Below are 24,504 nucleotides of genomic sequence, written 5' to 3'. Positions count from 1 at the left end.
TTTCTTTTTGTTCCCGGCCCCGCGACTGCGACAGCCGCTGTAGCCGCATGCAGCCGATCAGGACGCGGTCGTGCCGGGTGCCTTGTCGTTCATCAGCTTGTACGCCCGCGCATACCATTCGCTGCCCGGGTAGTTGTTCGCCAGCACGGCGGCCGCCTTCTGCGCTTCTTCCGGTATGCCGAGCGCGAGGTAGGTTTCGACCAGGCGATACAGCGCCTCGGGCGTGTGGCTGGTGGGCTGGTACTTGTCGACCACGGTGCGGAAGCGCAGCGAACCGGCGAGCCACTTGCCGCTGCGTTCGTAGAAGCGGCCGATCTCCATTTCCTTGCCCGCGAGGTGATCGTTGACGAGGTCGATCTTGAGGCGGGCGTCGGTTGCGTACTGCGTGGACGGATAACGGCGGACCACTTCGTTGAGCGCGGTCAGCGCCTGGCTGGTGATCTTCTGGTCGCGCGTCACGTCGCTGATCTGCTCGTAGTAGCACAGCGCGATCAGGTAATAGGCGTAAGGCGCGTCCTTGTTGCCCGGATGGATCGAGAGGAAGCGCTGCGCCGACTGCACCGCCTTGGGATAATCACGCCCGGCGTAATAGCTGAACGCGCTCATCAGCTGGGCGCGGCGGGCCCACGGCGAATAGGGATGCTGGCGTTCGACTTCGTCGAACAGCGCGGCAGCCTGCTTCGGGTTGCCGCGATCCAGGCGATCCTTGGCGGCGGCGTAGAGCGTGTCGACGTCGCGCGCGACATAGGCAACGTCCTTCTTCGCCTTGGCTCCCCCGGCGCACCCCGCGGTCAGGCCGATAGCGGCGGTGGCAGTCGCAAGAAGGGCGAGCCGCACGGGCGTGCGGAGCGAAGCAGCAAGGGTCATGGCCCAGCGCTATAACCAGCCGCCAGATGAACGCCAAGTGAAGTTAAGCGAACTATCCGGCAAAAGCGCGCCGTCGCTCAGGCGGTTGCTTCGGCGTCCTCGAACGGGGGCACCACAGGGATCGCGTCGGCCAGCGTCATGCGGTCGAGCATGGCCGCCATCTCGTCGCGCAGCTGCAGCATCAGCCCGCGCAAACGGCATTCGGATTCGGGCAGGCAGTTGGCGCAGGTTTCGTGCGCGTTGCGGCTCGCGCACGGGACCAGCGCGAGGCTGCCCCGGGTCAGGCGGATGATGTCGCCATAACGGATGTCGACCGGCGGCAAGGCCAGTTCATAACCGCCGTCGCGACCGCGCTGGGAGATGACCACGCCTTCGCGCGCCATCTCCGACAGGATCACCGTCAGGAACTTGCGCGGAATGTTCTGCGCTTCCGCAATGGCGTCCAGCCGCACCGGCCCCTGTCCGAAACTGTCGGCGAGGTGTTGCAGCGCGCGGATGGTGTATCGCGTCTTCTGCGAAAGCATGGGACGAAATTGGCCACCCGCGCCCGAAAGTCAACGCTTACGGTAGATTTATACGCTGCTCATACGAAAATGGATCGGTCCTCAGGCCTCCGCACCAGCCGGACGGCGGGCGTAAAGGCCAAATCCGGCGATGACGGCATAACAGATCGCCGGCAACACGAGCGCCGTGGTCAGGTGGCCCGAAACGTCGGCAATAGTTCCGGTCAGCAGCGGCACGACCGCGCCGCCGAAGATCGCGATGTTGATCAGGCCCGATCCGTCCGCGGCGCGGCGGCCAAGGCCTTCGCTGGCAAGGGTGAAGATCGTGGGGAACATGATCGAATTGGCAAGGCCGACCAGCAGCAGGCTCCAGGCCGCGACATGGCCGCCACTCGCAGCCGAGATCGCGATCAGCGCGATCGCGGCGACGGCGTTGAAGGCCAGCACCTTGCCGGGATTGATCTTGGCGAGGATGGCGGAGCCGAAGAACCGGCCCACGAGCGCACCGCCCCAGTAATAGGGAATGTAATGCCCGGCAGCCTCTGCCGTGATCGCAAGGACGTGCGGCTGCTGGAAGTAGTTGACGATCAATGAGCCGATCGAGACCTCCGCACCGACATAGAGGAAGATGCACGCGGCGCCGAAGGCAAAGCGCGGGCGGCGCAGCAGATCGAAGCTGGCGAGCAGCGATCCCGCCTCATGCTTTTCCCCCTTGAGCCGATTGCGGTTCATCCACACCACCCCGGCAACGAGCGCCAGCGCCACGGCGAGCGCGATGTAGGTGCGCACCACGGTCTGCGTTTCGGCGACACGGTAGGCATCGAGCGCCGGGCCGGAAAGGTCCGCCGCGCTGACCTTGGCAAGGCTGCCGAGGATCAGGCTGGCGCCGACCGCAGGAAAGACCACGGTGCCGAGCGAGTTGAACGCCTGCGCGAAAGTAAGCCGGCTGCTGGCCGTCTTCGCCGGCCCGAGCAGCGTGATCAGCGGGTTGGTGACAACCTGCACCACCACCACGCCGCTGGCCAGCACGAACAGGGCGAACAGGAACAAGGGATATGTCGCGCTCTGCGATGCGGGGATGAACAGCAGACATCCCGCCATCATCGTCAGCAGGCCGACCGTTGCCCCCCGCATGTATCCCACGCGCTTGACCAGCGCCGCCCCGGGGATGCCGATCAGGAGGTAGGCGGTAAAGAAGCAGAACTGAACCAGCATCGCCTGGGTGTAATTGAGCGTGAACAGTTCCTTCAGCTTCGGAATGATCACGTCATTGAGCGAGGTGATGCCGCCGAAGATGAAGAACAATGCCATCACGAACAGGCGCAGTTCGGGTGCGTCGACGTGATCGGAATCGCCGTTCCCGGCATTCGGCTGCGCGGCAGGGGCTAGCGCCATGGCTTCAGTTCTCTCCTTGATCGCGAAGGCTGGCCCCCCGCAAATTGTACCACGCTGTCATGCCGCATTCCTGCGGTTTGTCCATGGCGAAACTTCGGCTCACGGCGCGATTTCCACGCTTTTCGCGTCGGACGGATCGCGCAGTAGCCAGCGCAGCACCTCGGGCAGGCGCGACGCCCAGGCGTTCTCGTCGTGTGCCTCGCCTGGGAAGACTTCACTTCGAAAGTCCACGTTTCGACGCCAGCCTGCGCCGGTGAAGGCTTCGTCGATGCGCTGCTGGTAGGGGGCGTAGTATGCATCAAGCGTGGCATCGCCATGATCCATCCAGATCCGCCGCCCATCCGGGGCGCCGAGATGCGCGCCGAAATACTGCGTCCAGACCGAGGCAGCCTGTGGATCATGGCCGGAGACCGTCGAAGGGTCTGCAGCCGGCCAGTGCGAACTCATGCACGCCGCACGACCGAAGGTTTCGGGATGTTCGACGATGGCATAGCAGCTCATCAGTCCACCCATGCTCGAGCCGATCGCTGCCGTGTGATCACGGTCGGCAAGCGTGCGGAACCGGGAATCGACCCAAGGCTTGAGCACGCCAACGATCCAGCCGAGGTAGCGGTCCGACACGACCGGCCCCCGCGCCATCGCGTCCATCCTTGTCCGTAGCGCTGGTGGAGCCGCATCGTAGGCGGGCCTAGGCAAGTATTCGCGGAAGCGGTCGGCGCCGGGTGCCCAGATGCCGACGATGATATAGGGCGCAATGCCTTGGCGCGTCACCTGCTCCATCGCGCGGTCGGCCGCCCAGATCTTGTTGAAATTCGAGTTGGCAAGATCGAACAGGTTGTGCCCGTCCTGCATGTAGATCACCCCGAACCGGCGGCCGCGCATCGCCGGCGCATCGTAGCCCGGTGGCAACCAGATCGTAAGGCGCTGGGGCGGAAGGCCTTGCGCCGCGATCTCGCGATACTCGAGCTTGCGGCCCGCACTGGCCCGCGCCTCGGTGAACGCGGGTGCCGCGAGCGCGGCGAGCGTTGCGAGAATACCGAGGAACGCGCGCACGGAATGGATCACTTGCCGGGGTGAAGCCGGATGGCCGCACCGCCGCCGGGGGCGAGCCACAGCTTGACGACGTCGCCCTTGCGCAGCGTGCGCGTTTCATAGGCAATGCGATGGCGGGCGTCGGTTTCGTAGGTGGCCCCTTCCCCATCCTTGTAGATCGTGGCGGTGTAGGTCTTGCCCGGATCGAGGAAATCCATCGCCAGCGTCACGTCGCGCGCCGTCGCGTCGTTGACACCGCCGACGTACCAGTCCGCGCTGTTGCGATCCTTGCGAGCAAAGATGGCGTGGGTGCCGACTTCACCGGCGATGAGGTGGCTTTCCGACCAATCGGCCGGCACCTTGGAGATGAAATCCAGCTCCTTGGGGTACTTCGCCAGATTCTCGATGAAGTCGGCCGCCATCTGGATCGGCGAATAGATCGCCAGGTACAGCCCGAGCTGCTTGGCGAGCGTGGACGCAAGCGGCACGTGGTTCGCGCCTTCGAGGCTGAGCACCCCGGGGGTGAAGTCCATCGGTCCCGACAGCATGCGCGTGTAGACGAGCGTCGGTTCATGGCTCGGCCCGTTCGCGAACTGCCCCCAGGCGTTGTATTCCATGCCGCGCGCGCCTTCGCGGTCGATCCAGTTGGGATAAGTGCGGCGCAGGCCCGTGTCCTTGACGGGTTCGTGCGCATCGATGGCGACCTGGTACCTTGCTGCCGTTTCCACGACCTTGAGGTGATGCTGCACCTGGCGCTGGCCATCGTGGTATTCCATGCGCGTTTCACCCGGCGCATCGCCAGGTGCGATGATGCCGCCGGCATCGGCGACGTATCCGGTCTTGACCGAATGCATGCCGAGCGACTGGTACAGCTTCATCGCATCGTCGAGCTGGGCTTCGTAATTGGCGATGTTGCCGCCAGTCTCGTTGTGGCCGATCAGCTGGACACCCTTCTTCGCGCCATAGGCGGTGACGGCCTTCAGGTCGAAATCGGGGACCGCCTCGGTAAAGCTGAAGTCCTGCCCGTGGCCGAACCAGTTGCCATTCCACCCCTTGTCCCAGCCTTCGACGAGCACCCCGCCGAAGCCGTGCTTCGCGGCAAAGTCCATGTACTGCTTGGTCCGGGCGGTGGTGGCGCCGTGCCTTGGACCTTCGGCCCAAGTCCAGTCCCCGCGGATCATGCCCCACCAGATGCCGATGTACTTCATCGGCTTGAACCACGACACGTCGCCGATCTTGTTCGGCTCGTTGAGATTGAGCTCGAGATCGTTTTCCACCAGCCCGGCGGCGTTGTCGGCGATGCGGATCGTGCGCCAGGGCGTGTTGAACGGCAGATCGCGGGTAACGCGCGCACCGTGTGACGAGGGCGATAGCGTGGCGCGGAAGGTGGTGCCGGTGATCCGCTTCAACCACATGCCCGAATAATCGACCAGCGCCGCTTCGTGCAGCGCAAGGTGCGTGCCATCGTCGAGCTTCATGGTGATCGGCGTGTGCGCGGTAGAGACCCCGTCGATCGGCGTCTTCTGGTAGACCTGCTCGTAGCGGTTCCATTCGCCGCCGGGGATCCACCATGCGGTACCGTTCTGCGCGACGGCGAACTCGGTGATCTCGTCAGCGATGCGCATGGTGTTCAAGCCCGCCTGTTCGGGCATCTCGTAGCGGAAGCCGAAACCGTTATCGAACAGGCGGAAGCGCACGTTCATGTCGCGCCCGCCCCAGTCGGCGCTCTGATGGAAGCGCACGAGCAGTTCGGTGTGGTTGTCGGTCACGAACCGGCGTTCGCCCCACGGCTGCTCCCAAGTCTCCTTGGTTGCCCCCGGCGTGCTGCCGACCAGGGCGAAGCCCCGCTGCAGCGATGTCGCATCGGTCAGGATGAAACCGAGCTTCGAAGCGCCCACCAGCAGCTTGCCCTTGCGCGTCAGGCTGTAGGTCGGGCGTCCATCGTTGTCGGTGGTGACGGTCAGCACGATCGAGCCGTCGGGCGATGCGGCGGTCGCGCTCGCCGGCTCGGCTTGCGCCGCGGCGTTGCCCGTCGACAGGGCGCAGGACATCGCCAGCGCCAGCGGCGCTGCAAGGGCAGCAGTGATGCGCATTTTAGATCCTCTCTTCGACCAGCAGCGCGGCAAATGCCGGCAACTGCTCCAGCGTTGCGCCATTGACCGACGCCAATTCGTTTCCGCCCCCGGTCAACCCGGCAGGAACGGCGCGGGGCTGCGCGCCCATGTTGAACACGCCGACAAGCGACTGCTCGCCATATTTGCGCCGCACCGCAAGCACCGCGTCGTCTGCATGGACCACGGTGAAATCGCCCCAGCGCAGCGCCGGGTTCGCGCGCCGCAGATGCAGCAGCCGCGTCGTCAAATTGAGCAGCGAGGCAGGGTCGGCCTCCTGCCGATCGACCGCGCGCGACAAGTTGCCACTGCCCACCGGAAGCCACGGCGTGGCGGTGGTGAAGCCGCCATGTTCGTCCTGGCTCATCCACGGCATCGGCGTGCGGGCTCCGTCGCGCGACAGGGTCAGCGGCCAGTTGGCGATCGCTTCGGGATCCTGCAGCAGCTCGAACGGGATCTCGACCTGATCGAGGCCCAGCTCTTCGCCCTGGTAGACGATGATGTTGCCGCGCAACGTGGCGAACAGCAGAGCTTTCATGCGGGCAAAGGCATCGACCGTTTCTTGGTTCGCCCAGCGGGAGACAGCGCGCGGTGCATCGTGGTTCTCGAACGCCCAGCTCGGCCAGCCAAGGCCCGGCTCGTCGGGCCACTTGGCCAGCGCGTTCTTGACGAATTGCGGCGTGATCTTGTCGGCATAGAGGAAGTCGAAGCCGTAGGCGCTGTTGAGATGCGTTTCACCCGCGGTGAAGGCCTTCATCTCGGTTTCGGCAAGATCGCCGCCGACTTCAGCGACGGTGAACACCGCGCCATAGCTGTCGCACAGTTGGCGGATACGCTCGATGAAACCGACGATGCCCGGGTGCGACTGGTTGTAGATCTTGAGCTGGTAATCGAACGGCCGGGTGCGGCGGCGGCCGTCCTCGGGCGCGGGCGGATTGTCGCGCAGAGCCGGATCGTGCATCAGGAAATTGAGCGCATCGATGCGGAAGCCATCGACGCCGCGATCCAGCCAGAACTTCATCACGTCGAGCAGCGCCTGCTGCACATCGGGATTGTGCGCATTCATCTGTGGCTGGCTGGCGAGGAAATTGTGCAGGTAATACTGGCACCGCCGCGCATCCCAGCGCCAGGCAGGTCCGCCGAACACCGACTGCCAGTTCGATGGCGCCGAACCATCGGGCTTGGGATCGGCCCAGACATACCAGTCGGCCTTGGGATTGTCCTTCGACTGGCGGCTTTCGACAAACCACGGGTGCTGGTCGGACGTGTGCGCGTAGACCTGGTCGATCGTGACCTTCAGGCCCAGTTCGTGCGCACGCGCAACCAGTGCATCGAAGTCCGCCAGCGTGCCGAAGATCGGATCGACATCGCAGTAATCCGCCACGTCATAGCCGAAATCGTCCATCGGCGACTTGAAGAATGGCGAGATCCAGATGGCATCCGCGCCGAGCCGGGCGACATGTTCGAGGCGCGCGGTGATGCCGGGAAGGTCGCCGATGCCGTCGCCGTTGGAATCCGCGAAGCTGCGGGGATAGATCTGGTAGATCGCCGCGCCGCGCCACCACGGCTGCTCGAAGGGCGGCTGGTCGGTCACGGCGATGAAATCCTGGGATGCGGGCTGCTTCATGTACCTGGCTTGTCCGGGGAGGGATCGGAATGGGCACGGCAGACGACGCTGCCGAAAGCGGGGAGTTCGAGCACGACCGATCCGGGCGCGGCGACGTGCGCCGGGCACTGGCCAAACAGGCTCTCGAGGCCTGTTGCCGCGGTTCCGATCGTCGTTGCCACGTGGATCGGCTGGTCGCTGGTGTTGAAGGCGACGAGATATTCGGCGCCCGAGACGGGGTCGAAGCGGGACACCGCGAACAGCCCCGGCGTCTCGCTGTAACTGCGGGTTTCCTGCCTGCCGCTGACGAGCGCGGGATGCGCGGCGCGAAGCCGGCCCAGCTCACCGATCAGCTTGTAGAGCGGATGATCGGGCGCGAAGCTTTCCTGCGTGGTCGTGCGCGTGCTGCCAAGCAGGTGATTGTCGTTGTAGCTTGCGACCTTCGAGGCAAACATGTCCTCGCGCGCGTCCTGATCGTTGCCATCGCCGACGAAGCCCTGCTCGTCGCCGTAGTAGATCACCGGGGAGCCACGCAGCGTCATCAGCATCACGTGCCCCAGGGCGACGCGGTCAAGCAACTCCTTATCCGCGATGCCGGGACGATCGGCACGGACCAGCGTCGAAAAGCGGCCCATGTCGTGGTTGCCAAGGAAGGTCGGCATGGCCAGCGCGGCTTTCTCGCCGCCTTCGTAAAGCACATCGCCATCGAACATCTCGGCAAGGACCTTGGTCCCCTTGCCTTGACCGAGCACCGCGCGAACCGCCCCCTGGAAGGCGAAGTCGAGCACGGCCGGATAGCCATCGCGCCGGGTATATTGGGCGATGTAGCCGTTGTCCGGACTTTCATGCGCCACTTCGCCGAAGATGTGGAAGTTCGGTATGCCGCGCTTGCGCGCAACGTCCTGCATTGCGGGGATAAAGGCCCGCCAGAAGCCGGGATCGACATGGCGTGCGGTATCGATACGGAAGCCGTCGACCCCGAAGTCCTCGATCCACTTCGCGTAGATCGCGATCATCCCGTCGCGCACGACCGGGCTTTCGGTGAACAGGTCGTCCAGCCCGACGAAATCGCCGAAGCGGCTGCTTTCGCCGGTGAAAGTCGAATTGCCGCGGTTGTGGTAGTGGATCGGGCTGTTGAGCCAGTCGGGAACCTTGGCGTGTTCCTCGCCCTTGGGCACATAGGGCGTGTAGGCGAACGACGGATCGGTCAGCTTCGCGAAGTTGGCCGTCGTGGAATCTCCGTCGCCCGCAAAACCCGGGTTGATCGCAGCGCCCGCCAGTCCACCGCGGCGCGAATAAGGATAATCCGCGCGCGAGCGGTACGGATAGCCCTCCGTCGTCGCTTCGCGGTACTGGATCACGTCCGCCGTGTGGTTGGCGATGATGTCCATGTAGACCTTCATGCCGCGCGCATGCGCCGCATCGACCAACGCCTTGAAATCGGCATTTGTGCCAAAGTGGGGATCCACGCGGGTAAAATCGGTGATCCAGTAGCCATGATAGCCTGCGCTTTCCTGGCCTTTCGGCCCCTGCACCGGCTTGTTCTTGAAGATCGGCCCCACCCACAGCGCCGTCGCGCCAAGGCCCTGGATATAGTCCAGCCGCTTGACGAGGCCCTTAAGATCGCCCCCGTGGTAGAAGCCCTTCGCTGCGGGATCGAACCCGGTGACGAGCCTGTCGCCTTTCAGCCCGCCGCGATCGTTCTTCGGATCGGCGTTCTCGAACCGGTCTGGCAACACGAAGTAGACGGTCTCGCCCGCCGGGGTGCGCTCCCGGTAACCTTGCGCCTGAGCGGAGGGAGGAGCCGCCGCAAGGAGAACCGGGAGCGCGAGGGAAAACAGATGCTTCATGCCGCAGCCATCGTCATGGCAGGTGCCGCGCAATTACGGGCGATATAGTCGGCATGACTTGGATAGCGGCTCGCCTCGCGCTGGTAGAGCGCGTTGATCGTGTCGAGCCAGGCCTTCAGGTCATTGACATCGAGCGCCTCGGCCATGCCGTGGCTGCGCGCAGGCAAGATGCCCTGCCCCGCCATCACCTGGAACCAGGCGACTTCGCTGAACAGTTCGTCGGCATCGCGGAAGATGTGCCCGCCTTCGCGGAACAACGCGATGCGATCGGCCAGCGTGCCGGGCAATTCCATCTCGCGGCAGGCGCGCCAGAACGGCTCGTCGCGCTCGTTCAAGGTATAGTGGAGCACGATGAAATCGCGAATGCGTTCCATCTCGAAAGCGAACTGGCGATTGTATTCATCGCGCTCGGCCTGAGCGGAGACCTTGCCCGGCATGAATTTGAGAATGCGCGAAATCGCCGACTGGATCAGGTGGATCGAGGTCGATTCCAGCGGCTCGAGGAAACCGCTCGACAGCCCCACGGCAATCACGTTGTTCTTCCAGACCTCGCGCCTGCGGCCCGTGACGAAACGGATCGGGCGCGGATCGTCGAGCGCCGGCGCATCGAGGTGCGCGAGCAGGCTTTCTGCCGCCGCGTCGTCGCTGATGAATGCGCTGCAATAGACCCGGCCGTTGCCGGTGCGGTGCTGCAGCGGAATGCGCCATTGCCAGCCCGCATCGTGCGCCGTGGAACGGGTGTAAGGCGTGAAATGCTCTACCCGCGCGCTGGGCACGGCAAGCGCCCGGTCGCACGGCAGCCAGTGGCTCCAGTCCTCGTAGGGCGAACCAAGCGCCTGTCCGATCAGCAGCGCGCGCATGCCCGAGCAATCGATGAACAGATCGCCCGAAACCGTTTCCCCCGAAGCGAGCCGCAACGCCGTGACGTCGCCGCTTTCGCCATCGCGCAGAACTTGGTCGATCATGCCCTCGATGCGCTGCACGCCACGCGCTTCGGCAAAATCGCGCAGGAAGCGGGCATACAGGCCGGCATCGAAGTGGAAGGCGTGCGGCATCTCCGGCACCGTCGGCGCGGTCATCGCCCTGCCCCGGTGCATCCGGTCCTGCTTCGCCACGATATCGTTGAGGCAGTAATCGTGCGTCGGCCCGGCTAGGCCCAGGCGGACCCCGCGCGACCAGACGTGGTGAAAGGCGCAAAGGCCCACGGCGCGGCCAACGTCGCCGAACGCGTGCATGTAGCTGTGACCCGGCTTTTTCCAGCCGGCGAATTCAATGCCGAGCTTGAAGGTAGCCTGCGTTGCCCGGATGAAGGCGTTCTCGTCGATCCCGAGCGCCTGGTTGAACATCCGGATCTGCGGGATGGTCGCCTCGCCGACACCGATCGTCCCGATGGCTTCGGATTCGACAAGGCGGATCTTGTACCCTTGCCCGGTGCTTCCTTCGTCGAGGAAATGGCCGAAAGCCGCCGCCGTCATCCATCCGGCGGTCCCGCCGCCGACGATGACTACTTCAACGGGCTGAACTTCGGCCACGGCAAATCTCCCCGGAACTTCGCTGCGTGTGGCCGGGCGGCGGTGTGCGGACACACCCCCCGCCCGGCCGTGCGACCCGATCCTCAGAACTTGTAGCTGAGGCCGATGTAGTAGTCGCGTCCATAGCGCTGGTAGTCGATCACCTGGCGCGGATCGTCGTTCTGGTAGGTGATGAACGGACGGTCGGTCAGGTTCTTCGCCTGCACCAGGATCGACAGGCCGGCGAGCGGCGAGCCTTCTTGGAACTCATACCCGATCTGGGCATCGAGAATGCCTTCCGCCTTTGCCGTGCGGTAGGTCGGGTTGGCCGAAAGACCAGCGACTTCGGCGAGGAACTTCGAACGGTAACGGTACGAGGCGCGGACCTGGAAACCGTTCTTTTCGTAGTAGACCGAAGCGTTGGCGACCCAGTCCGACAGACCCGGCAGGGTGATCGGGTTGCCTGGGTTGCTGGCAAGCGTGATCTTGCTGCTGGTGTACGATCCCGAACCGAAGAAGCCGAAGCCATCCAGCGACGGGGTCAGCAGCGAGAAGGGCAGCGACAGCGTTGCTTCGAAGCCCTTGATGTTGCCCTTGCCGCCGTTGTTCGGCGCCTTGACCAGACCCAGCGTCGTGCCGAGCGCGGCCTGCTGTGCCGGCGAAAGCGACGAAGCAGCAGCAGCGAAGTCATAGACGAAGCTGGCGCTCGGATCGACGTAGTCGGTCAGACGCTTGTAGTAGCCTGCCAGCGAGACGTAGCCGCCCTTCGGGAAGTAGTGCTCGAGCGAGGCATCGACGTTGAAGGACTTGTACGGGCGCAGGCGCGAGTTGCCGCCGTTCGAGCTGAACACGCTGTTGGCCGGGTCGGTCGAGCCGAGCTTCGACGGATCGATCCCGAATTCCTGATTCACGCGCTCCTGGTCGAGTCGCGGGCGCACCATGGTGAGCGAGGTCGCGAGCTTGAGGTAGCTGGCATCGGCCACTTCCACCGCCAGGTTCGCGCTGGGCAGGACGCGCCAGTACTTGTCGCCGCCCGAAGCCGGGATCACCGTGACCACGCCATTCGAGAAGTTCGAGATCGAGCCGTCCGAGCTCTGGTCGGTGTGGACGACCTGGACGCCGAAGCCGCCGGTCACCTTCTTGCCGCCGACATCACCGTCAAGCTTGATCATGGCATAGCCGGTCCAGACCTTCTCGGTGACCGAGTTGTCGCGAACCAGCGAGACCGGGCGGTTGTCGTAAACGCCCTGCAGGCTGTTGTTGTACAGGTACAGCGGATCGAGCGCGAGCATCGACGGCACGCCGAGGTAACCCAGCGGAACCGAGCCGACGATCGCCTGCTGCGGGATTGCGGCGAACTGGGTGGTGCCGCTGGCGACGGTGCAGTCGGTGCCGGCGCCCGTCGGGCACAGGAAGTACGACTTGAACGCCGAGGTCTTCTTGCGACGGCTGTAGTTCGCGCCGACTTCCCAGCCGCTGATCACGCTGCTGCCTTCGAATTCGCCGTCGAGGCTAGCGCGAAGGGCGAACAGGTCGTCCTTGAAGCTCGGGCGGTTGAGGAAGCCGGCCTGGACCACGGCCGTGGTGCCGTTGTAGCCCCAGCCACGCGGATCGGTGATGCCGAACAGCGAGGAATCGGCGTAGTTCAGCGTCGGGACGATGTCGAACGTACCGTTCTTGTTCGCCGAAATATGCAGCGTGTCCGAAGCGCCGGTCGCGCCGTAGCCGGTGCCGGTGTAGGTTTCGAGCAGGAAGTCGGTGCGCTTGGCGTGGCTGTAGCTGGCGTCCACGGTCAGGTGGGTCTTTTCACCGATCCCGATGACGTTGTTCCAGCCCACCGAGAAGTTGTCGGCATCACGCTTGTTGTAATCGTTGCGCTGAACCGCGTGGACGCCCGTGATCGTGGCGTCGGTGACGAGGCCATTGTCGACGGTGTAGCCCGGCTGCACGGTCGCACCCGAACCCCAGTCCGGCGCGATCGGGAATTCGATACCGCGCAGGCGCTGCGTTTCCTTGAACTTCGAGTACAGCACGTCGAGCGTCGAGTGGAAGTTGTCGCTCGGCTGGTATTCCAGCGTCGCCACCGCGCCATAGCGCTGCAACTTGTTGGTCTGCACGTAAGGCTTCGCACCGCCAAGCAGCAGCGCACCGCCGGTCGCGGTCGAGTTGGGGAAGCCCCAAGCGTTGTAGCGCTCGTTCTGCGAAGGGGCGTCGGTCGCCGAAACGCCGATGGCGATGCCGAACGTGTCGTCGGCAAACTTGTCGACATAGGCCGCCGAGGCGCGGTAGCCATAGCGGCTGCCATCGGGGTTCAGCTTCTTGATGCCGTTCATCTGGCCGCGCAGCTGCAGCGCGACGATGCGGTCCTGCTGTGCCAGCGGGCGCAGCATGCGAAGGTCGACGGTGCCGGCGATGCCAGCAGCGATCAGCGAAGGATCGGCAGCCTTGTGGACGACGACGTTCTTGAAGAACTCGCTCGGATACTGGTCGTATTCGACGCCGCGGTTGTCGCCGACGGTGACCTGTTCGCGCCCGTTGAGCAGCGTGGTCGAGAAATCGGGACCGAGGCCGCGGATCGACAGGCGCTGGTCGCGACCTTCGAGGCGCTGCGAAGTGACGCCGGGCAGACGCGCCAGCGAGTCGGCGATCGACACGTCGGGCAGCTTGCCGATGTCTTCGGCGGACACCGCTTCGACGATGGCGGGGCTGGTGCGCTTGATCGCGGCCGCCGCGTTGAGCGAGGCGCGGATGCCGGTGACGACGATGGCGCCGTCATCGGCCGGTGCGGCCGCGTCGGCCTGCGGTGCGGCCTGCGCGAAAGCCGGCGCGGCGACGAGCGCGACGCTAAGTGCAAGCAGCGATCCGCCGATGCGACCTGCAGTAATTGCGTGCTTATTCATGGTGCTGGTCTACTCCCCCAACCGGACTCCGCCGGCCTGAACCCTGTCGGCGCATGGCGCCATAGCGAAGGGGATGCGGCCATCGTGCCGCAGCGTTTCAGGTTCGCATCCTCTCCGAAATGCCAACTACGCCTGCAGGCTCGCGCCGCGAACATGGCATACGTATACCATTGAGCAATGGTTTGCTGCCGATCAACGTTGCAAGGTCCGAAACGGAGGTCTAATCTTTTGATCCATAAGGGGAGAGACGCAGATGGGGCGCCGTCCGTCTAACAAGCCGACAAGCTTCGACATCGCATACCTTGCGGGCGTCTCCCAGCCCACGGTCAGCCGTGCCCTGCGCGGCAGCAAGGCGGTCAGCCTCGCCACGCGGCAGAAGATCGAGGCGATCGCGCGCCAGCTCAACTACACCGTCGACAAGAACGCGTCCTCGTTGCGCTCGCAACGATCGAACACCTTGGCGCTGCTGTTCTTCGAAGACCCGACGCCCGATGAATCGAACATCAATCCGTTCTTCCTGTCGATGCTTGGCTCGATCACCCGCCATTGCGCCGCGCGCGGGCTCGATCTGCTGATCTCGTTCCAGAAACTCGATGACGATTGGCACAAGAAATACCAGGAAAGCCACCGCGCCGACGGCCTGATCCTGCTCGGCTACGGCGACTACACGCTTTACGAAGCGCGCCTGCGTCAACTGATGCGCAGCGGTACGCATTTCGTACGCTGGGGGTCGGTCGACCAGGCGACGATCGGCGCAACCATCGGCAGCGACAACTTCGGTGCCGGCCGGCTGGTGGGCGAACATCTGCTCGCGCGCGGGCGCCGCGCCATCGCTTTCCTCGGCCAGGCGGATTCGCACTATCCCGAATTCGAACAGCGCTACGCCGGCCTTTTGCGCGCGATGCAGACTGCCGGGGTCAAGCCGGACCCGCAACTGGCCGTCGATGTCATCTCGTCCGAGGAGCTGGGCTACGAAGCGGCCAAAAAGCTGATCGCGCGCGGAAAACCGTTCGATGCGATCTTTGCGGCGAGCGATCTGATCGCGATCGGCGCCTTGCGCGCGCTGGGCGAAGCGGGCCTTTCGGTGCCGGGCGATGTCGCGCTGGTCGGTTTCGACGATCTGCCCGCAGCCAGCCACACCAGCCCCCCGCTCACCACCGTGATGCAGGACATGCGCCACGCCGGCGAAGCGCTGGTTGAAACCGTCCTGGCGCAGATCGAGGACCGTCCGCCGCCGCCTGCGGTGTTGCCTACCCGCCTTGTGGTTCGCGCCAGCAGCGGGGGCTAAACCTTTCTAAAATCCGCGGATTTCCGCCATGCATCGGAATGGTATTCGTATGCAATGCGATTGCCGCCCGGTCCTGATCGTGCAATCCCCGCGTCAGAAAACGGGCACGCCGCGCTTGCTGCGCGCGATGTCCGGCCGGGAGACGCCATGACCACCGCCAGCGCCATCGTTCCTACCGCCAAGCCGCGCCAGAGCTTTGCGGGGCTGTGGAACATCAGCTTCGGCTTCTTCGGCATCCAGATCGCGTTCGGCCTGCAGAACGCCAACGTCAGCCGCATTTTCCAGTCGCTGGGCAGCAATGTTGACGACCTTGCGTTCCTGTGGATCGCGGGCCCGGTCACCGGCCTCTTGGTCCAGCCGCTGATCGGCCACTTCTCGGACCGGACCTGGGGCCGGTTCGGACGGCGCCGGCCCTATTTCATGGCGGGCGCGCTGCTGGCCGGGCTTGCGCTCGTCGGCCTGCCCTATGCAGGAGCGCTGCTGCTGGCTGCTGCATTCCTCTGGCTGCTCGATGCCTCGCTCAACGTCTCGATGGAACCTTTTCGCGCATTCGTCGGTGACATGACGCCGCCCGAACAGCGCGCACAAGGGTTCGCAATCCAGACCTGTTTCATCGGAGCGGGCGCGGTCATCGGCAGCCTCGCTCCAGCACTCTTCACCGCGATGGGCATCGCCAATACTGCGCCCGAAGGGGTGATCCCGCCGTCAGTCCGCGCGAGCTTCCTGCTCGGCGCGGCATCAATCGTGCTCGCCGTGGCGTGGACAGCGTTCACCACCCGCGAATACAGCCCTGACCAGATGGCCGCCTTCGAGGGCCGCGCGGCCGATGCCGACCATGCCGCCGAACCGTTGGTCTATCCGGCTCGCGGTGCGCTTTGGGCACTGGCCGGCGTCGCCCTGCTGGCGTTGGTGATCGCCGCTGGGCTCGACAAGCAGCTGCTCGTGCTGGGTGGCGGGATGGTCGCGTTCGGCCTCGCTCAGGTAATTTCCCGCGTGCGTCGCTCCACCGGGGCGGTCGCCCATATCATGAGCGACCTGGCCCAGATGCCGGCGCAGATGAAGCAGCTGGCGCTGGCGCAATTCTTCACATGGACCGCGCTGTTCGTGCTGTGGATCTACACCACGCCGGTGGTCACGCAGTATGTGTTCCATTCGACCGACACCACCAGCGCCGCATACAACGCGGGCGCGGACTGGGTTGGCGTGATGTTCGCCTTCTACAACGGCGTTGCCGCGCTTGCCGCGTTCCTGCTGCCAGTGATGGCCCGACGCATCGGCAACGTGAAAACGCACATGGTCTGCCTGACCGCAGGCGCCGTAGCTTTTGCGCTGATGCTGGTGATCCGCGACAAGACGCTGCTGCTCGTACCGATGGCGTTGGTGGGACTTGCCTGGGCCTCGATCCTCGGCATGCCCTACGTCATCCTCACCAGCGTGCTGCCGCCGCGCAAGTTCGGCATCTACATCGGGGTGTTCAACTTCTTCATCGTGCTGCCGCAGCTGCTGGTCGCGACGGTGATGGGTGAAGTGATCCGCAGCTTCTTCCCGACCGAGCCGGTCTGGACAATGCTGGTCGCCGCACTGGTCATGCTTGCCGCAGCACTCGCAACCCTGCGCATTCGCGAAGCGACCTGACCTCACTTCCGCCGCGCCGTCGGCGCATGAAAATCGGGGGGCTTGGAGGCGATCCAGCGCAGGAAAGGCTGGAGCTCCACCCTTCCCCTCAGCGCCAGCGCGTCAGCGCCGAACCGCGCGAGTTCGGCATTGGTAAACGTTGCATGCAGCGTGCGATGGCAAATCGGGTGAACCGGTGCGGTCATCTTCCCGCCGCGGGACTTGGGCACCGGGTGGTGCCATTCCACCCTGCGGCCCAGCGGTCGCGTGCAAAGCCAGCAACTCTGCGCCCCACCCGCCGCGCTTCGTCCGTTTTGCTCGCTCGCCACCATCGAATCCGTCCCGGTTAGGGAATCCTGAACCTTTCCAGCGTATTCACCATGTCACGATACCGACTGCTGACCAAAGGGCTGGCATGTCGGTCAAAGGGTACGGGAAACGGTTCTGATGAGCGCATTTGGTCGCAAGCCTGGCATCGGCGGCTCCGCAGCGGGGCGTCCCGCCTTCGGCGTCGCACGCCCGATGAAGGGTGGTGAAACGGCCTCGTCGCCGCAAAGCCTGCAGACGCCGGCGCCCCAGCAGGTGCCCCTGGGCGGCGGCGATCAGTTCCCGCCCCTTCCGCCGATGGATTTCGCCGACCAGCCGATGAGCGCCGCCGCGCTCAAGGCCGACGCGATGACGCGCCTCGCCGATCGGGCCAACGCGGTCGTCGACAACCAGTACCAGGCCGAAGGCTTCGAAGCCTCGGTCCACAAGATCAAGGAACAGGTGCTGCCGCGCCTGCTCGAACGCGTCGATCCCGAAGCCGCCGCCACGCTCACCAAGGAAGAACTGTCGGAAGAATTCCGCCCGATTATCATGGAAGTGCTGGCCGAGCTGAAGGTCACCCTGAACCGGCGCGAACAGTTCGCGCTGGAAAAGGTGCTGATCGACGAACTGCTCGGCTTCGGTCCGCTCGAAGAGCTGCTGAACGACCCCGACGTGTCGGATATCATGGTCAACGGGCCCGAGCAGACCTACATCGAAAAGAAGGGTAAGCTCCAGCTCGCGCCGATCCGCTTCCGCGACGAAAGCCACCTGTTCCAGATCGCGCAGCGCATCGTCAACCAGGTCGGCCGCCGCGTCGACCAGACCACGCCGCTGGCCGACGCCCGCCTCAAGGACGGCAGCCGCGTCAACGTGATCGTGCCGCCGCTCTCGCTTCGCGGCACCGCCATCTCCATTCGTAAGTTCTCCGAAAAGCCGATCACGATCGACATGCTGCGTGATTTCGGTTCGATGAGCGACAAGATGGCGACGGCGCTGAAAATCGCCGGTGCGTGCCGCATGAACATCGTCATCTCGGGTGGTACCGGTTCGGGCAAGACCACGATGCTCAACGCCCTTTCGAAGATGATCGATCCGGGCGAGCGCGTGCTGACCATCGAAGACGCCGCCGAACTTCGCTTGCAGCAGCCGCACTGGCTGCCGCTCGAAACCCGCCCGCCGAACCTTGAAGGCCAAGGCGCGATCACCATCGGCGACCTCGTGAAGAACGCGCTGCGTATGCGCCCCGACCGCATCATCCTGGGCGAAATTCGTGGCGCGGAGTGCTTCGACCTGCTCGCCGCAATGAACACCGGCCACGACGGTTCGATGTGTACGCTCCACGCCAACAGCCCACGTGAATGCCTCGGCCGTATGGAGAACATGATCCTGATGGGCGACATCAAGATCCCCAAGGAAGCCATCAGCCGCCAGATCGCGGAATCGGTCGACCTGATCGTGCAGGTCAAGCGCCTGCGCGACGGTTCGCGCCGCACCACCAACATCACCGAGGTGATCGGGATGGAAGGCGATGTTATCGTGACACAGGAACTGTTCAAGTTCGAATACCTCGACGAAACCGACGACGGTAAGATCATCGGCGAATTCCGCCCGTCGGGCCTGCGCCCGTACACGCTTGAAAAGGCGCGGCAGTTCGGGTTCGACCAGGCCTATCTCGAAGCCTGCCTCTGATACCGGTGCATTAGGGCCTTGCGCACGGTCGCGCGGGGCCTAAGGCCTGCCGCCATGCCCGTTGCCCAACGCCCGATGCTCGCGCTTGCGCTGCGCCTGGCAGCCATGCTGATGCTCTCGGTGATGCTGCTTCTCGTCAAGATGACCGGGGAGCGCGGCGTATCCCTGCCCGAAACGATGTTCTGGCGCCAGGCGATACCGGCGCTCCTCCTCGCGATTTGGCTTGCCGGGAAAGGCCAGCTCGGTCGCCTGGCGACCAAGCGCCCCTGGATTCACGCCCGCCGCGCGGCGATCGGCACGACCGGCATGTTCATGACGCTGGGCGTGGTGCAGATCCTGCCGCTGGCCGAATCCACCGTGCTCGGCTTCACCGCGCCGATCTTCGCCGTGATCCTGTCAGCAGTGATGCTCAAGGAGCATGTCGGCCCATGGCGCTGGACCGCCGTCGCGCTCGGGCTGACCGGCGTGATCGTCATTGCCGGGCCTGACCGCGGCCATCTGCCCCTGTTCGGCCTTGCCGTCGGCATCGGCGCGGCCTTCTTCGTCGCGCTCGTCTCGATCCAGCTGCGCGATCTGGGGCGGACGGAGGAGCCGCTGACCGTGGTGTTCTGGTTCTCGGCGATGAGCGCGCCGGTGCTCGCGCTGTTCCTGCTGCGCACCGGCGTGCACCACGATGCGGTGCAATGGGCCATGCTCGCCGGGATTGGCGTTACCGGCCTCTTCGCGCAAATCCTGATGACCGCCGCACTGCGCCTCGGCGCCGTGTCGAGCGTGATCGTGATGGATTACTCGCAATTCGGCTGGGCAACGCTGTGGGGCGCGGTGTTCTTCGGCAACCTGCCCCCCGCCACGACCTGGACCGGCGCGCCGCTGATCTGTGCCGCGGGCCTGATCATCGCCTGGCGCGAACATGCCCTGTCCAAGGAACGCGCCGCCCTGCTCAACGCGTGAGCCCCGCCCTCGGCGCTGGCGCGCGCCAGGGCGGGCACGGCGATCAGTTCACGCGGCGATCCATGCCGTCCCAATACGGCTCGCGCAGGTTGCGTCGCAGGATCTTGCCCGACGGATTGCGCGGCAGTGCGTCGATGATGTCGACCGACTTGGGCACCTTGAACCCGGCCAGCCGCTCGCGCGTCCATTCGATGATGCTTGCAGGATCGATCGTGTGGCCGGGCTTTGGCGCGCAGACCGCCTTGACGGCTTCGCCCCACTTCGGATCCGGCACCCCGATGACCGCGACTTCCGCCACGTCCGGGTGGCCGTAGATCGCGCTTTCCACTTGTGCCGGATAGACGTTCTCGCCGCCCGAGATGATCATGTCCTTGATGCGGTCCTGGATATAGATGTAGCCCTCTTCATCCATGTAAGCGGCATCGCCCGTGCGCACCCAGCCGTCCTCGGACAGCGTCTTGGCGGTCGCTTCGGGCAGGTTCCAGTAGCCGAGCATGTTGTTGGCCGACCGCGTTTCGATCTCGCCCACCGTCCCGCGCGGCACTTCGTTGCCATCCGGATCGACGATGCGCACTTCGACGCCGGGATTGGCCCGCCCCGCCGAACGCATCTTGGGGCTGCCGTTCAGGTCATGGTCGTCGGGCACCAGCGAAACCACCGTGCCGGTCGTCTCGGTCATGCCATAGCACTGCATGAATCCCGCGTTGGGGATCGTCTGGCAGGCTTCCCGCAGCAGTTCGAGCGGGATCGGAGCCGCGCCGTACATCACGTACTTGAGCTTGCTGAAATCGGTCTGAGCGGCCAGCGGGTGCTGGATCAGCATCTGCAGCGCGGCGGGAACGATGAAGAAGCGGGTGATCCCCTGCCCGATTGCGGTCAGCGCGCCTTCGGCGGTGAACTCGGCGTGGATGATCCCGCGCACGCCTGCGCCGAACGCCATCGTGCCCAGGCCGGTGCCCCCGATGTGGGCGCACGGCATGCACACCAGGATCGCTTCGTCCTTGTCCCACTCGGCCCAGGGCAGGCCTGCCTCGAGGCTCGCCTTGCGCAGCCCGAACATGTTACGCTGGCAGAGCACCGCACCCTTGGGATTGCCCGTCGTGCCCGAGGTATAGAGCTGCAGGAACGCATCTTCCGGCCCTGCCGGGACGACGGTGTCGGCGGGCGGTGTCGCCATGATCGCGGCGCGCGCTTCGGATTCGCCCAGAACATGCTCAAGCGCCGGGCACTTTTCCTTCAGCTGATCGGCAAGCCCAACAAACTCCTCGCCCAGCACCGCCAGCTTCGTGCCGGTGTCGTTGAGGATGTAGATCATTTCCAGCGGAGCGAGGCGCCACCCGATCGGCGCCATCACCACGCCGATGCGGCCCGCGCTCAGCAGCAGCTGGAAGTACAGGTCATCGTTCTTGCCGATCCAGGCGATGCGGTCGCCCTTCTTCACGCCCTTCGATTCGAGGAACGCAGCGATCCGGCGCGAGATGACCTCCAGTTCGGCGTAAGTGGTCAGGCGATCGCCCTGCTCCATCGCCACGGCATCCGGGCGGTCGCCGGCCCAGTGCTTGAAATGCTCGTCGAACGTCAGGAAATCTGCGGTTTCACGCATCGGCTCATCCTCTCCGTACCCGTCATCGGAACCCGCGCGGGCTGCAATCGTTCTTGCCCCGTCTAACCAACGGAACAAGCAGCGACGGACCGGACCGCTCCCTCAAGCGCCCCGATCCATCGCCTGTTAATTATCCGATTAAAGGAGCAAACGCGATGGTTCGCAAGATGCTTTTTGCCGCCGCGCTGGGCGGTCTGGTGCTTTCGGCTTCGGCCTGCAACACCGTCAAGGGTGCGGGCAAGGATCTCCAGTCGGCGAGCCAGTCGACCGAGGATGCTATCAACGGCAAGTAACGTCCGGGTTCCAGCCCAAGGGAAAAGCCCCCGCGTCGCAACCGGCGCGGGGGCTTTCTCGTTTCAGGTCTTCCACACCAGCTTGGGCTTGCGCGCCGCCAGCGTTTCATCCAGTCGCCGTCGCGGCGCAAGGTGCGGTGCGGACTTCAGCGCCTCGTCCCCTGCCCGCGCCCGTTCGGCCAGCGAACGCATCGCGCCGATGAACTGGTCAAGACTGCGCTTGCTTTCGGTCTCGGTCGGTTCGACCAGCATCGCGCCATGGACCACCAGCGGGAAGTACACCGTCATCGGGTGGAATCCCTCGTCGATCAGCCCCTTGGCAAGGTCCAGCGTCGAAAAGCCTTCGGCAAAGCCATCGTCGCTGAACAGCGCCTCGTGCATGCAGGGCCCCGCCGCGCCGAACGGCGCATCGAGCACGTCGTCGAGACTGCGCAGCACATAGTTGGCATTGAGCACCGCATCGCCCGAAACCTGCCGCAGGCCATCGGCGCCATGGCTCAGGATGTAGGCGAGCGCGCGGGTGTACATGCCCATCTGCCCATGGAACGCGCACATGCGCCCGAACGCCTGCCCGTGGCCTTCCTCGGCCGCAGTTTCTTCCTCGACAAGGTGAACCGTGCCATCCGCCTGGCGCGCGGTGAACGGCAGCGGCCCGTACGGCGCCAGCGCTTCGGACAGCACCACCGGTCCCGAACCCGGCCCGCCCCCGCCGTGCGGCGTTGAGAAGGTCTTGTGCAGGTTGATGTGCATCGCATCGACGCCCAGGTCGCCCGGACGCACGCGCCCGACGATGGCGTTGAAGTTGGCGCCGTCGCAATAGACAAAGCCGCCCGCCGCGTGCACCGCGTCCGAGATCGTCTTGAGATCGCGTTCGAACAGGCCGCAAGTGTTGGGATTGGTGATCATCACCCCCGCTACGTCCGGGCCCAGCCTTGCGGTCAGCGCCGCGACATCGACGCGGCCGTCAGCGGTCGCGGGGATGTTCTCGACGCGGTAACCGGCGAAGGCCGCCGTCGCCGGGTTGGTCCCGTGCGCGCTCTCGGGCACCAGGATCACCTCGCGCGCATCGCCCCGCGCTTCCAGCGCGGCACGGATGCACAGCAGCCCGCACAGCTCGCCATGCGCGCCGGCCTTGGGCGTCATCGCCACGCCGTGCATGCCGGTCAGGGTGATTAGCCACTGCGCCAGCTCGTTCATCACCTTGAGCGCGCCCTGCACCGTCGATTGCGGCTGCAGCGGATGCACATCGGCAAAGCCCGGCATCCGCGCGACCTTTTCGTCAAGGCGCGGATTGTGCTTCATCGTGCACGACCCCAGCGGGAACAGGCCGAGGTCGATCGCATAGTTCTGGCGCGACAACCGCGTGTAGTGGCGCACGGCTTCCGGCTCGGTCAGCCCGGGCAGATCGACCGGCGCGCTGCGGCGCGATGGCAGGCCGCCCAGCAGCGTCTCGTCGAAGTCGTCCTCATCGAAGTCGACGCCGCAATGCTCCAGATTGCCGATTTCGAAGATCAGCGCTTCTTCCAGCTGCAGCGCGCGGTTGCCGGTGAACGTCTCGATTGCCGAGGCCGGAACGCCGGATTCGCGCATCGCCGGGCGCCAGCCCGAGGGGTTGATCTCGTTCATGCCAGCACCTCCTCGAGTGCGGAGACAAGCGCCGCGATATCGTCCGCCGTCGTGCATTCGGTCGCCGTCACCAGCAACCCGCCCGAAAGCGCCTCGGCTCCTGGGTAAAGCCTGCCCAGCGACACGCCGCCAAGCACGCCCTTGTCGGCAAGCGCGCGCACCACGGTCCGCGCATCCTTGGGAAGAACGACTGCGAACTCATTGAAATAGCTGTCGTTCACGATCTTCACGCCGGGCACCTTGGCCAAGGCTTGCGCCGTCTGCGCCGCACGGATGCGGCTCAGCTTGGCCATCTTTTCAAGACCCTTGCCGCCGAGCAGCGTCATGTGGATCGAGAAGGCCAGCGCGCAAAGGCCGGAATTCGTGCAGATGTTGCTCGTCGCCTTCTCGCGCCGGATGTGCTGCTCACGCGTCGACAGCGTCAGCACGAAGCCGCGCTTGCCATCGGCGTCGAGCGTTTCGCCGCAGAGGCGGCCCGGCATCTGGCGCACATACTTCTCGCGGCACCCGAACAGGCCCAGGTACGGTCCGCCGAACTGCAGGCCGACGCCGAGCGACTGGCCTTCGCCCACCACGATATCGGCACCCAGCGCACCGGGGCTTTCGAGCAGGCCCAGCGCGACCGGCTCGGTCACCACCACGATCAGCAGCGCGCCTTTTGCCTGCGCCGCCTGCGCGATCCTGGCGACATCGGGAATGCGCCCGAGAACGTCTGGATACTGCACCACCACGCACGCGGTCTCGCCATCGATGTCGGCGATCACCGCATCGTCATCGCTCGCCGCGACCAGCTCGGGCTGCCGCGTCACCAGCGTGTCGCCGGTGAACTTTGCCATCGTGCGCGCCGTCTCGACATAATGCGGGTGCACCCCGCCCGAAAGCACCGCCTTCTTCCGCTTGGTCACGCGGCCGGCCATCGTTATCGCTTCCCAGCACGCGGTCGACCCGTCGTAGAGCGATGCGTTGGCAACGTCGGTACCGAACAGGCGCGCCACCTGCGTCTGGAATTCGAACAGAACCTGCAGCGTGCCCTGCGCGATTTCGGGCTGGTACGGCGTGTAGGCGGTCAGGAACTCGCCGCGCTGGATCAGATGATCCACGCTCGCCGGCACGTGGTGACGGTAAGCGCCCGCGCCAAGGAAGAACGGCGCCTCGCCCGCAGTCAGGCTCTCACCCGAAAGCCGCGCCATGTGGCGCTCGACCGCCATTTCGCTGGCGTGCATCGGCAGGCCCGGCACCGGCCCTGCCAGCCGCGCCTCCGCCGGCACGTCGACGAACAGGTCCTCTATCGAACCTGCGCCGACGCTCTCGAGCATCGCCGCGCGGTCAGCATCGTTGAGGGGAAGATAGCGCATC

The 24,504-nt window shown here is 65.1% G+C and carries 18 protein-coding genes; 5 read left to right on the top strand and 13 right to left on the bottom strand.

The window, feature by feature from the left end:
* Positions 1 to 57: 57 nt before the first annotated feature.
* The 9 genes from HHL27_RS14240 to HHL27_RS14200 form a co-directional block, all read right to left on the bottom strand.
* Positions 58 to 867 (bottom strand): outer membrane protein assembly factor BamD, encoded by an 810-nt coding sequence (locus tag HHL27_RS14240; RefSeq protein WP_169494111.1) that lies wholly within the window; start codon positions 865 to 867, stop codon positions 58 to 60.
* A gap of 77 nt (positions 868 to 944) precedes the next feature.
* Complete coding sequence (locus tag HHL27_RS14235) at positions 945 to 1,391, bottom strand: RrF2 family transcriptional regulator (RefSeq protein ID WP_169494110.1); 447 nt, start codon at positions 1,389 to 1,391, stop codon at positions 945 to 947.
* Between the two features lie 81 nt (positions 1,392 to 1,472).
* Complete coding sequence (locus HHL27_RS14230; RefSeq protein WP_169494109.1) at positions 1,473 to 2,765, bottom strand: sugar MFS transporter; 1,293 nt, start codon at positions 2,763 to 2,765, stop codon at positions 1,473 to 1,475.
* Between the two features lie 99 nt (positions 2,766 to 2,864).
* The gene (locus tag HHL27_RS14225) at positions 2,865 to 3,818 is read right to left on the bottom strand and encodes an alpha/beta hydrolase (protein WP_338114911.1); all 954 of its coding nucleotides are present in this window, start codon (positions 3,816 to 3,818) and stop codon (positions 2,865 to 2,867) included.
* Positions 3,819 to 3,826: 8 nt separating this feature from the next.
* A complete protein-coding gene (locus HHL27_RS14220; RefSeq protein WP_420874066.1) occupies positions 3,827 to 5,890 on the bottom strand; it encodes a glycoside hydrolase family 97 protein in 2,064 nt (687 codons plus the stop codon).
* 1 nt (position 5,891) lies between these two features.
* The gene (locus tag HHL27_RS14215; RefSeq protein WP_169494108.1) at positions 5,892 to 7,535 is read right to left on the bottom strand and encodes an alpha-amylase family glycosyl hydrolase; all 1,644 of its coding nucleotides are present in this window, start codon (positions 7,533 to 7,535) and stop codon (positions 5,892 to 5,894) included.
* Positions 7,532 to 9,364, bottom strand: a complete 1,833-nt coding sequence (locus HHL27_RS14210) for an alpha-amylase family glycosyl hydrolase (protein WP_169494107.1) — start codon at positions 9,362 to 9,364, stop codon at positions 7,532 to 7,534. The genes HHL27_RS14215 and HHL27_RS14210 overlap by 4 nt, the downstream gene beginning before the upstream one ends.
* Positions 9,361 to 10,896: a tryptophan halogenase family protein gene (locus tag HHL27_RS14205; RefSeq protein WP_338114910.1), complete on the bottom strand. Its 1,536-nt coding sequence runs from the start codon at positions 10,894 to 10,896 to the stop codon at positions 9,361 to 9,363. The genes HHL27_RS14210 and HHL27_RS14205 overlap by 4 nt, the downstream gene beginning before the upstream one ends.
* Before the next feature lie 83 nt (positions 10,897 to 10,979).
* Positions 10,980 to 13,775: a TonB-dependent receptor gene (locus HHL27_RS14200; RefSeq protein WP_169494106.1), complete on the bottom strand. Its 2,796-nt coding sequence runs from the start codon at positions 13,773 to 13,775 to the stop codon at positions 10,980 to 10,982.
* A gap of 253 nt (positions 13,776 to 14,028) precedes the next feature.
* Here HHL27_RS14200 and HHL27_RS14195 point away from each other — a divergent pair, with 253 nt between their 5' ends.
* Both HHL27_RS14195 and HHL27_RS14190 read left to right on the top strand, forming a co-directional pair.
* The gene (locus tag HHL27_RS14195) at positions 14,029 to 15,063 is read left to right on the top strand and encodes a LacI family DNA-binding transcriptional regulator (protein ID WP_169494105.1); all 1,035 of its coding nucleotides are present in this window, start codon (positions 14,029 to 14,031) and stop codon (positions 15,061 to 15,063) included.
* A gap of 147 nt (positions 15,064 to 15,210) precedes the next feature.
* Positions 15,211 to 16,698, top strand: coding sequence for an MFS transporter (locus HHL27_RS14190; RefSeq protein WP_169494104.1), 1,488 nt, complete (start codon positions 15,211 to 15,213; stop codon positions 16,696 to 16,698).
* Positions 16,699 to 16,700: 2 nt separating this feature from the next.
* Here the strand turns inward: HHL27_RS14190 and HHL27_RS14185 are convergent, their stop codons facing one another.
* Complete coding sequence (locus HHL27_RS14185) at positions 16,701 to 17,009, bottom strand: HNH endonuclease (RefSeq protein WP_169494103.1); 309 nt, start codon at positions 17,007 to 17,009, stop codon at positions 16,701 to 16,703.
* A gap of 115 nt (positions 17,010 to 17,124) precedes the next feature.
* On the opposite strand from HHL27_RS14185, the gene HHL27_RS14180 reads away from it, so the two are divergent.
* Positions 17,125 to 18,675: a TadA family conjugal transfer-associated ATPase gene (locus HHL27_RS14180; protein ID WP_169494102.1), complete on the top strand. Its 1,551-nt coding sequence runs from the start codon at positions 17,125 to 17,127 to the stop codon at positions 18,673 to 18,675.
* 54 nt (positions 18,676 to 18,729) lie between these two features.
* On the top strand, positions 18,730 to 19,626 hold the full coding sequence (locus tag HHL27_RS14175; RefSeq protein WP_240959818.1) for a DMT family transporter: 897 nt from the start codon (positions 18,730 to 18,732) through the stop codon (positions 19,624 to 19,626).
* Between the two features lie 43 nt (positions 19,627 to 19,669).
* On the opposite strand, the gene HHL27_RS14170 is transcribed toward HHL27_RS14175, so the two are convergent.
* Positions 19,670 to 21,229, bottom strand: coding sequence for a fatty acid--CoA ligase (locus HHL27_RS14170; protein ID WP_169494101.1), 1,560 nt, complete (start codon positions 21,227 to 21,229; stop codon positions 19,670 to 19,672).
* A gap of 155 nt (positions 21,230 to 21,384) precedes the next feature.
* Here HHL27_RS14170 and HHL27_RS14165 point away from each other — a divergent pair, with 155 nt between their 5' ends.
* Positions 21,385 to 21,522, top strand: a complete 138-nt coding sequence (locus HHL27_RS14165; RefSeq protein WP_169494100.1) for an Entericidin EcnA/B family protein — start codon at positions 21,385 to 21,387, stop codon at positions 21,520 to 21,522.
* Positions 21,523 to 21,585: 63 nt separating this feature from the next.
* Here HHL27_RS14165 and gcvPB read toward each other — a convergent pair whose 3' ends face one another.
* Together gcvPB and gcvPA are read right to left on the bottom strand one after the other, a co-directional pair.
* Positions 21,586 to 23,148: an aminomethyl-transferring glycine dehydrogenase subunit GcvPB gene (gcvPB, locus tag HHL27_RS14160; RefSeq protein WP_169494099.1), complete on the bottom strand. Its 1,563-nt coding sequence runs from the start codon at positions 23,146 to 23,148 to the stop codon at positions 21,586 to 21,588.
* Positions 23,145 to 24,503: an aminomethyl-transferring glycine dehydrogenase subunit GcvPA gene (gcvPA, locus tag HHL27_RS14155; protein ID WP_169494098.1), complete on the bottom strand. Its 1,359-nt coding sequence runs from the start codon at positions 24,501 to 24,503 to the stop codon at positions 23,145 to 23,147. Before gcvPA ends, gcvPB begins: the two co-directional genes overlap by 4 nt.
* Between the last annotated feature and the right edge of the window lies 1 nt (position 24,504).

It is taken from the genome of Novosphingobium olei, assembly GCF_012927405.1.
Lineage (GTDB): Bacteria > Pseudomonadota > Alphaproteobacteria > Sphingomonadales > Sphingomonadaceae > Novosphingobium > Novosphingobium olei.
Note: the sequence above shows the minus strand (reverse complement) of the source record. Positions and strands in the feature narration are given on the sequence as shown.

What these genes read in the sequence shown, in the direction of transcription:
- HHL27_RS14240 (WP_169494111.1), bottom strand. Translation starts at nt 867, where the DNA reads ATGACCCTTGCTGCTTCGCTCCGCACGCCCGTGCGGCTCGCCCTTCTT.
- HHL27_RS14235 (WP_169494110.1), bottom strand. Translation starts at nt 1,391, where the DNA reads ATGCTTTCGCAGAAGACGCGATACACCATCCGCGCGCTGCAACACCTC.
- HHL27_RS14230 (WP_169494109.1), bottom strand. Translation starts at nt 2,765, where the DNA reads ATGGCGCTAGCCCCTGCCGCGCAGCCGAATGCCGGGAACGGCGATTCC.
- HHL27_RS14220 (WP_420874066.1), bottom strand. Translation starts at nt 5,890, where the DNA reads ATGCGCATCACTGCTGCCCTTGCAGCGCCGCTGGCGCTGGCGATGTCC.
- HHL27_RS14215 (WP_169494108.1), bottom strand. Translation starts at nt 7,535, where the DNA reads ATGAAGCAGCCCGCATCCCAGGATTTCATCGCCGTGACCGACCAGCCG.
- HHL27_RS14210 (WP_169494107.1), bottom strand. Translation starts at nt 9,364, where the DNA reads ATGAAGCATCTGTTTTCCCTCGCGCTCCCGGTTCTCCTTGCGGCGGCT.
- HHL27_RS14200 (WP_169494106.1), bottom strand. Translation starts at nt 13,775, where the DNA reads ATGAATAAGCACGCAATTACTGCAGGTCGCATCGGCGGATCGCTGCTT.
- HHL27_RS14195 (WP_169494105.1), top strand. Translation starts at nt 14,029, where the DNA reads ATGGGGCGCCGTCCGTCTAACAAGCCGACAAGCTTCGACATCGCATAC.
- HHL27_RS14190 (WP_169494104.1), top strand. Translation starts at nt 15,211, where the DNA reads ATGACCACCGCCAGCGCCATCGTTCCTACCGCCAAGCCGCGCCAGAGC.
- HHL27_RS14185 (WP_169494103.1), bottom strand. Translation starts at nt 17,009, where the DNA reads ATGGTGGCGAGCGAGCAAAACGGACGAAGCGCGGCGGGTGGGGCGCAG.
- HHL27_RS14180 (WP_169494102.1), top strand. Translation starts at nt 17,125, where the DNA reads ATGAGCGCATTTGGTCGCAAGCCTGGCATCGGCGGCTCCGCAGCGGGG.
- HHL27_RS14175 (WP_240959818.1), top strand. Translation starts at nt 18,730, where the DNA reads ATGCCCGTTGCCCAACGCCCGATGCTCGCGCTTGCGCTGCGCCTGGCA.
- HHL27_RS14170 (WP_169494101.1), bottom strand. Translation starts at nt 21,229, where the DNA reads ATGCGTGAAACCGCAGATTTCCTGACGTTCGACGAGCATTTCAAGCAC.
- HHL27_RS14165 (WP_169494100.1), top strand. Translation starts at nt 21,385, where the DNA reads ATGGTTCGCAAGATGCTTTTTGCCGCCGCGCTGGGCGGTCTGGTGCTT.
- gcvPB (WP_169494099.1), bottom strand. Translation starts at nt 23,148, where the DNA reads ATGAACGAGATCAACCCCTCGGGCTGGCGCCCGGCGATGCGCGAATCC.
- gcvPA (WP_169494098.1), bottom strand. Translation starts at nt 24,503, where the DNA reads ATGCGCTATCTTCCCCTCAACGATGCTGACCGCGCGGCGATGCTCGAG.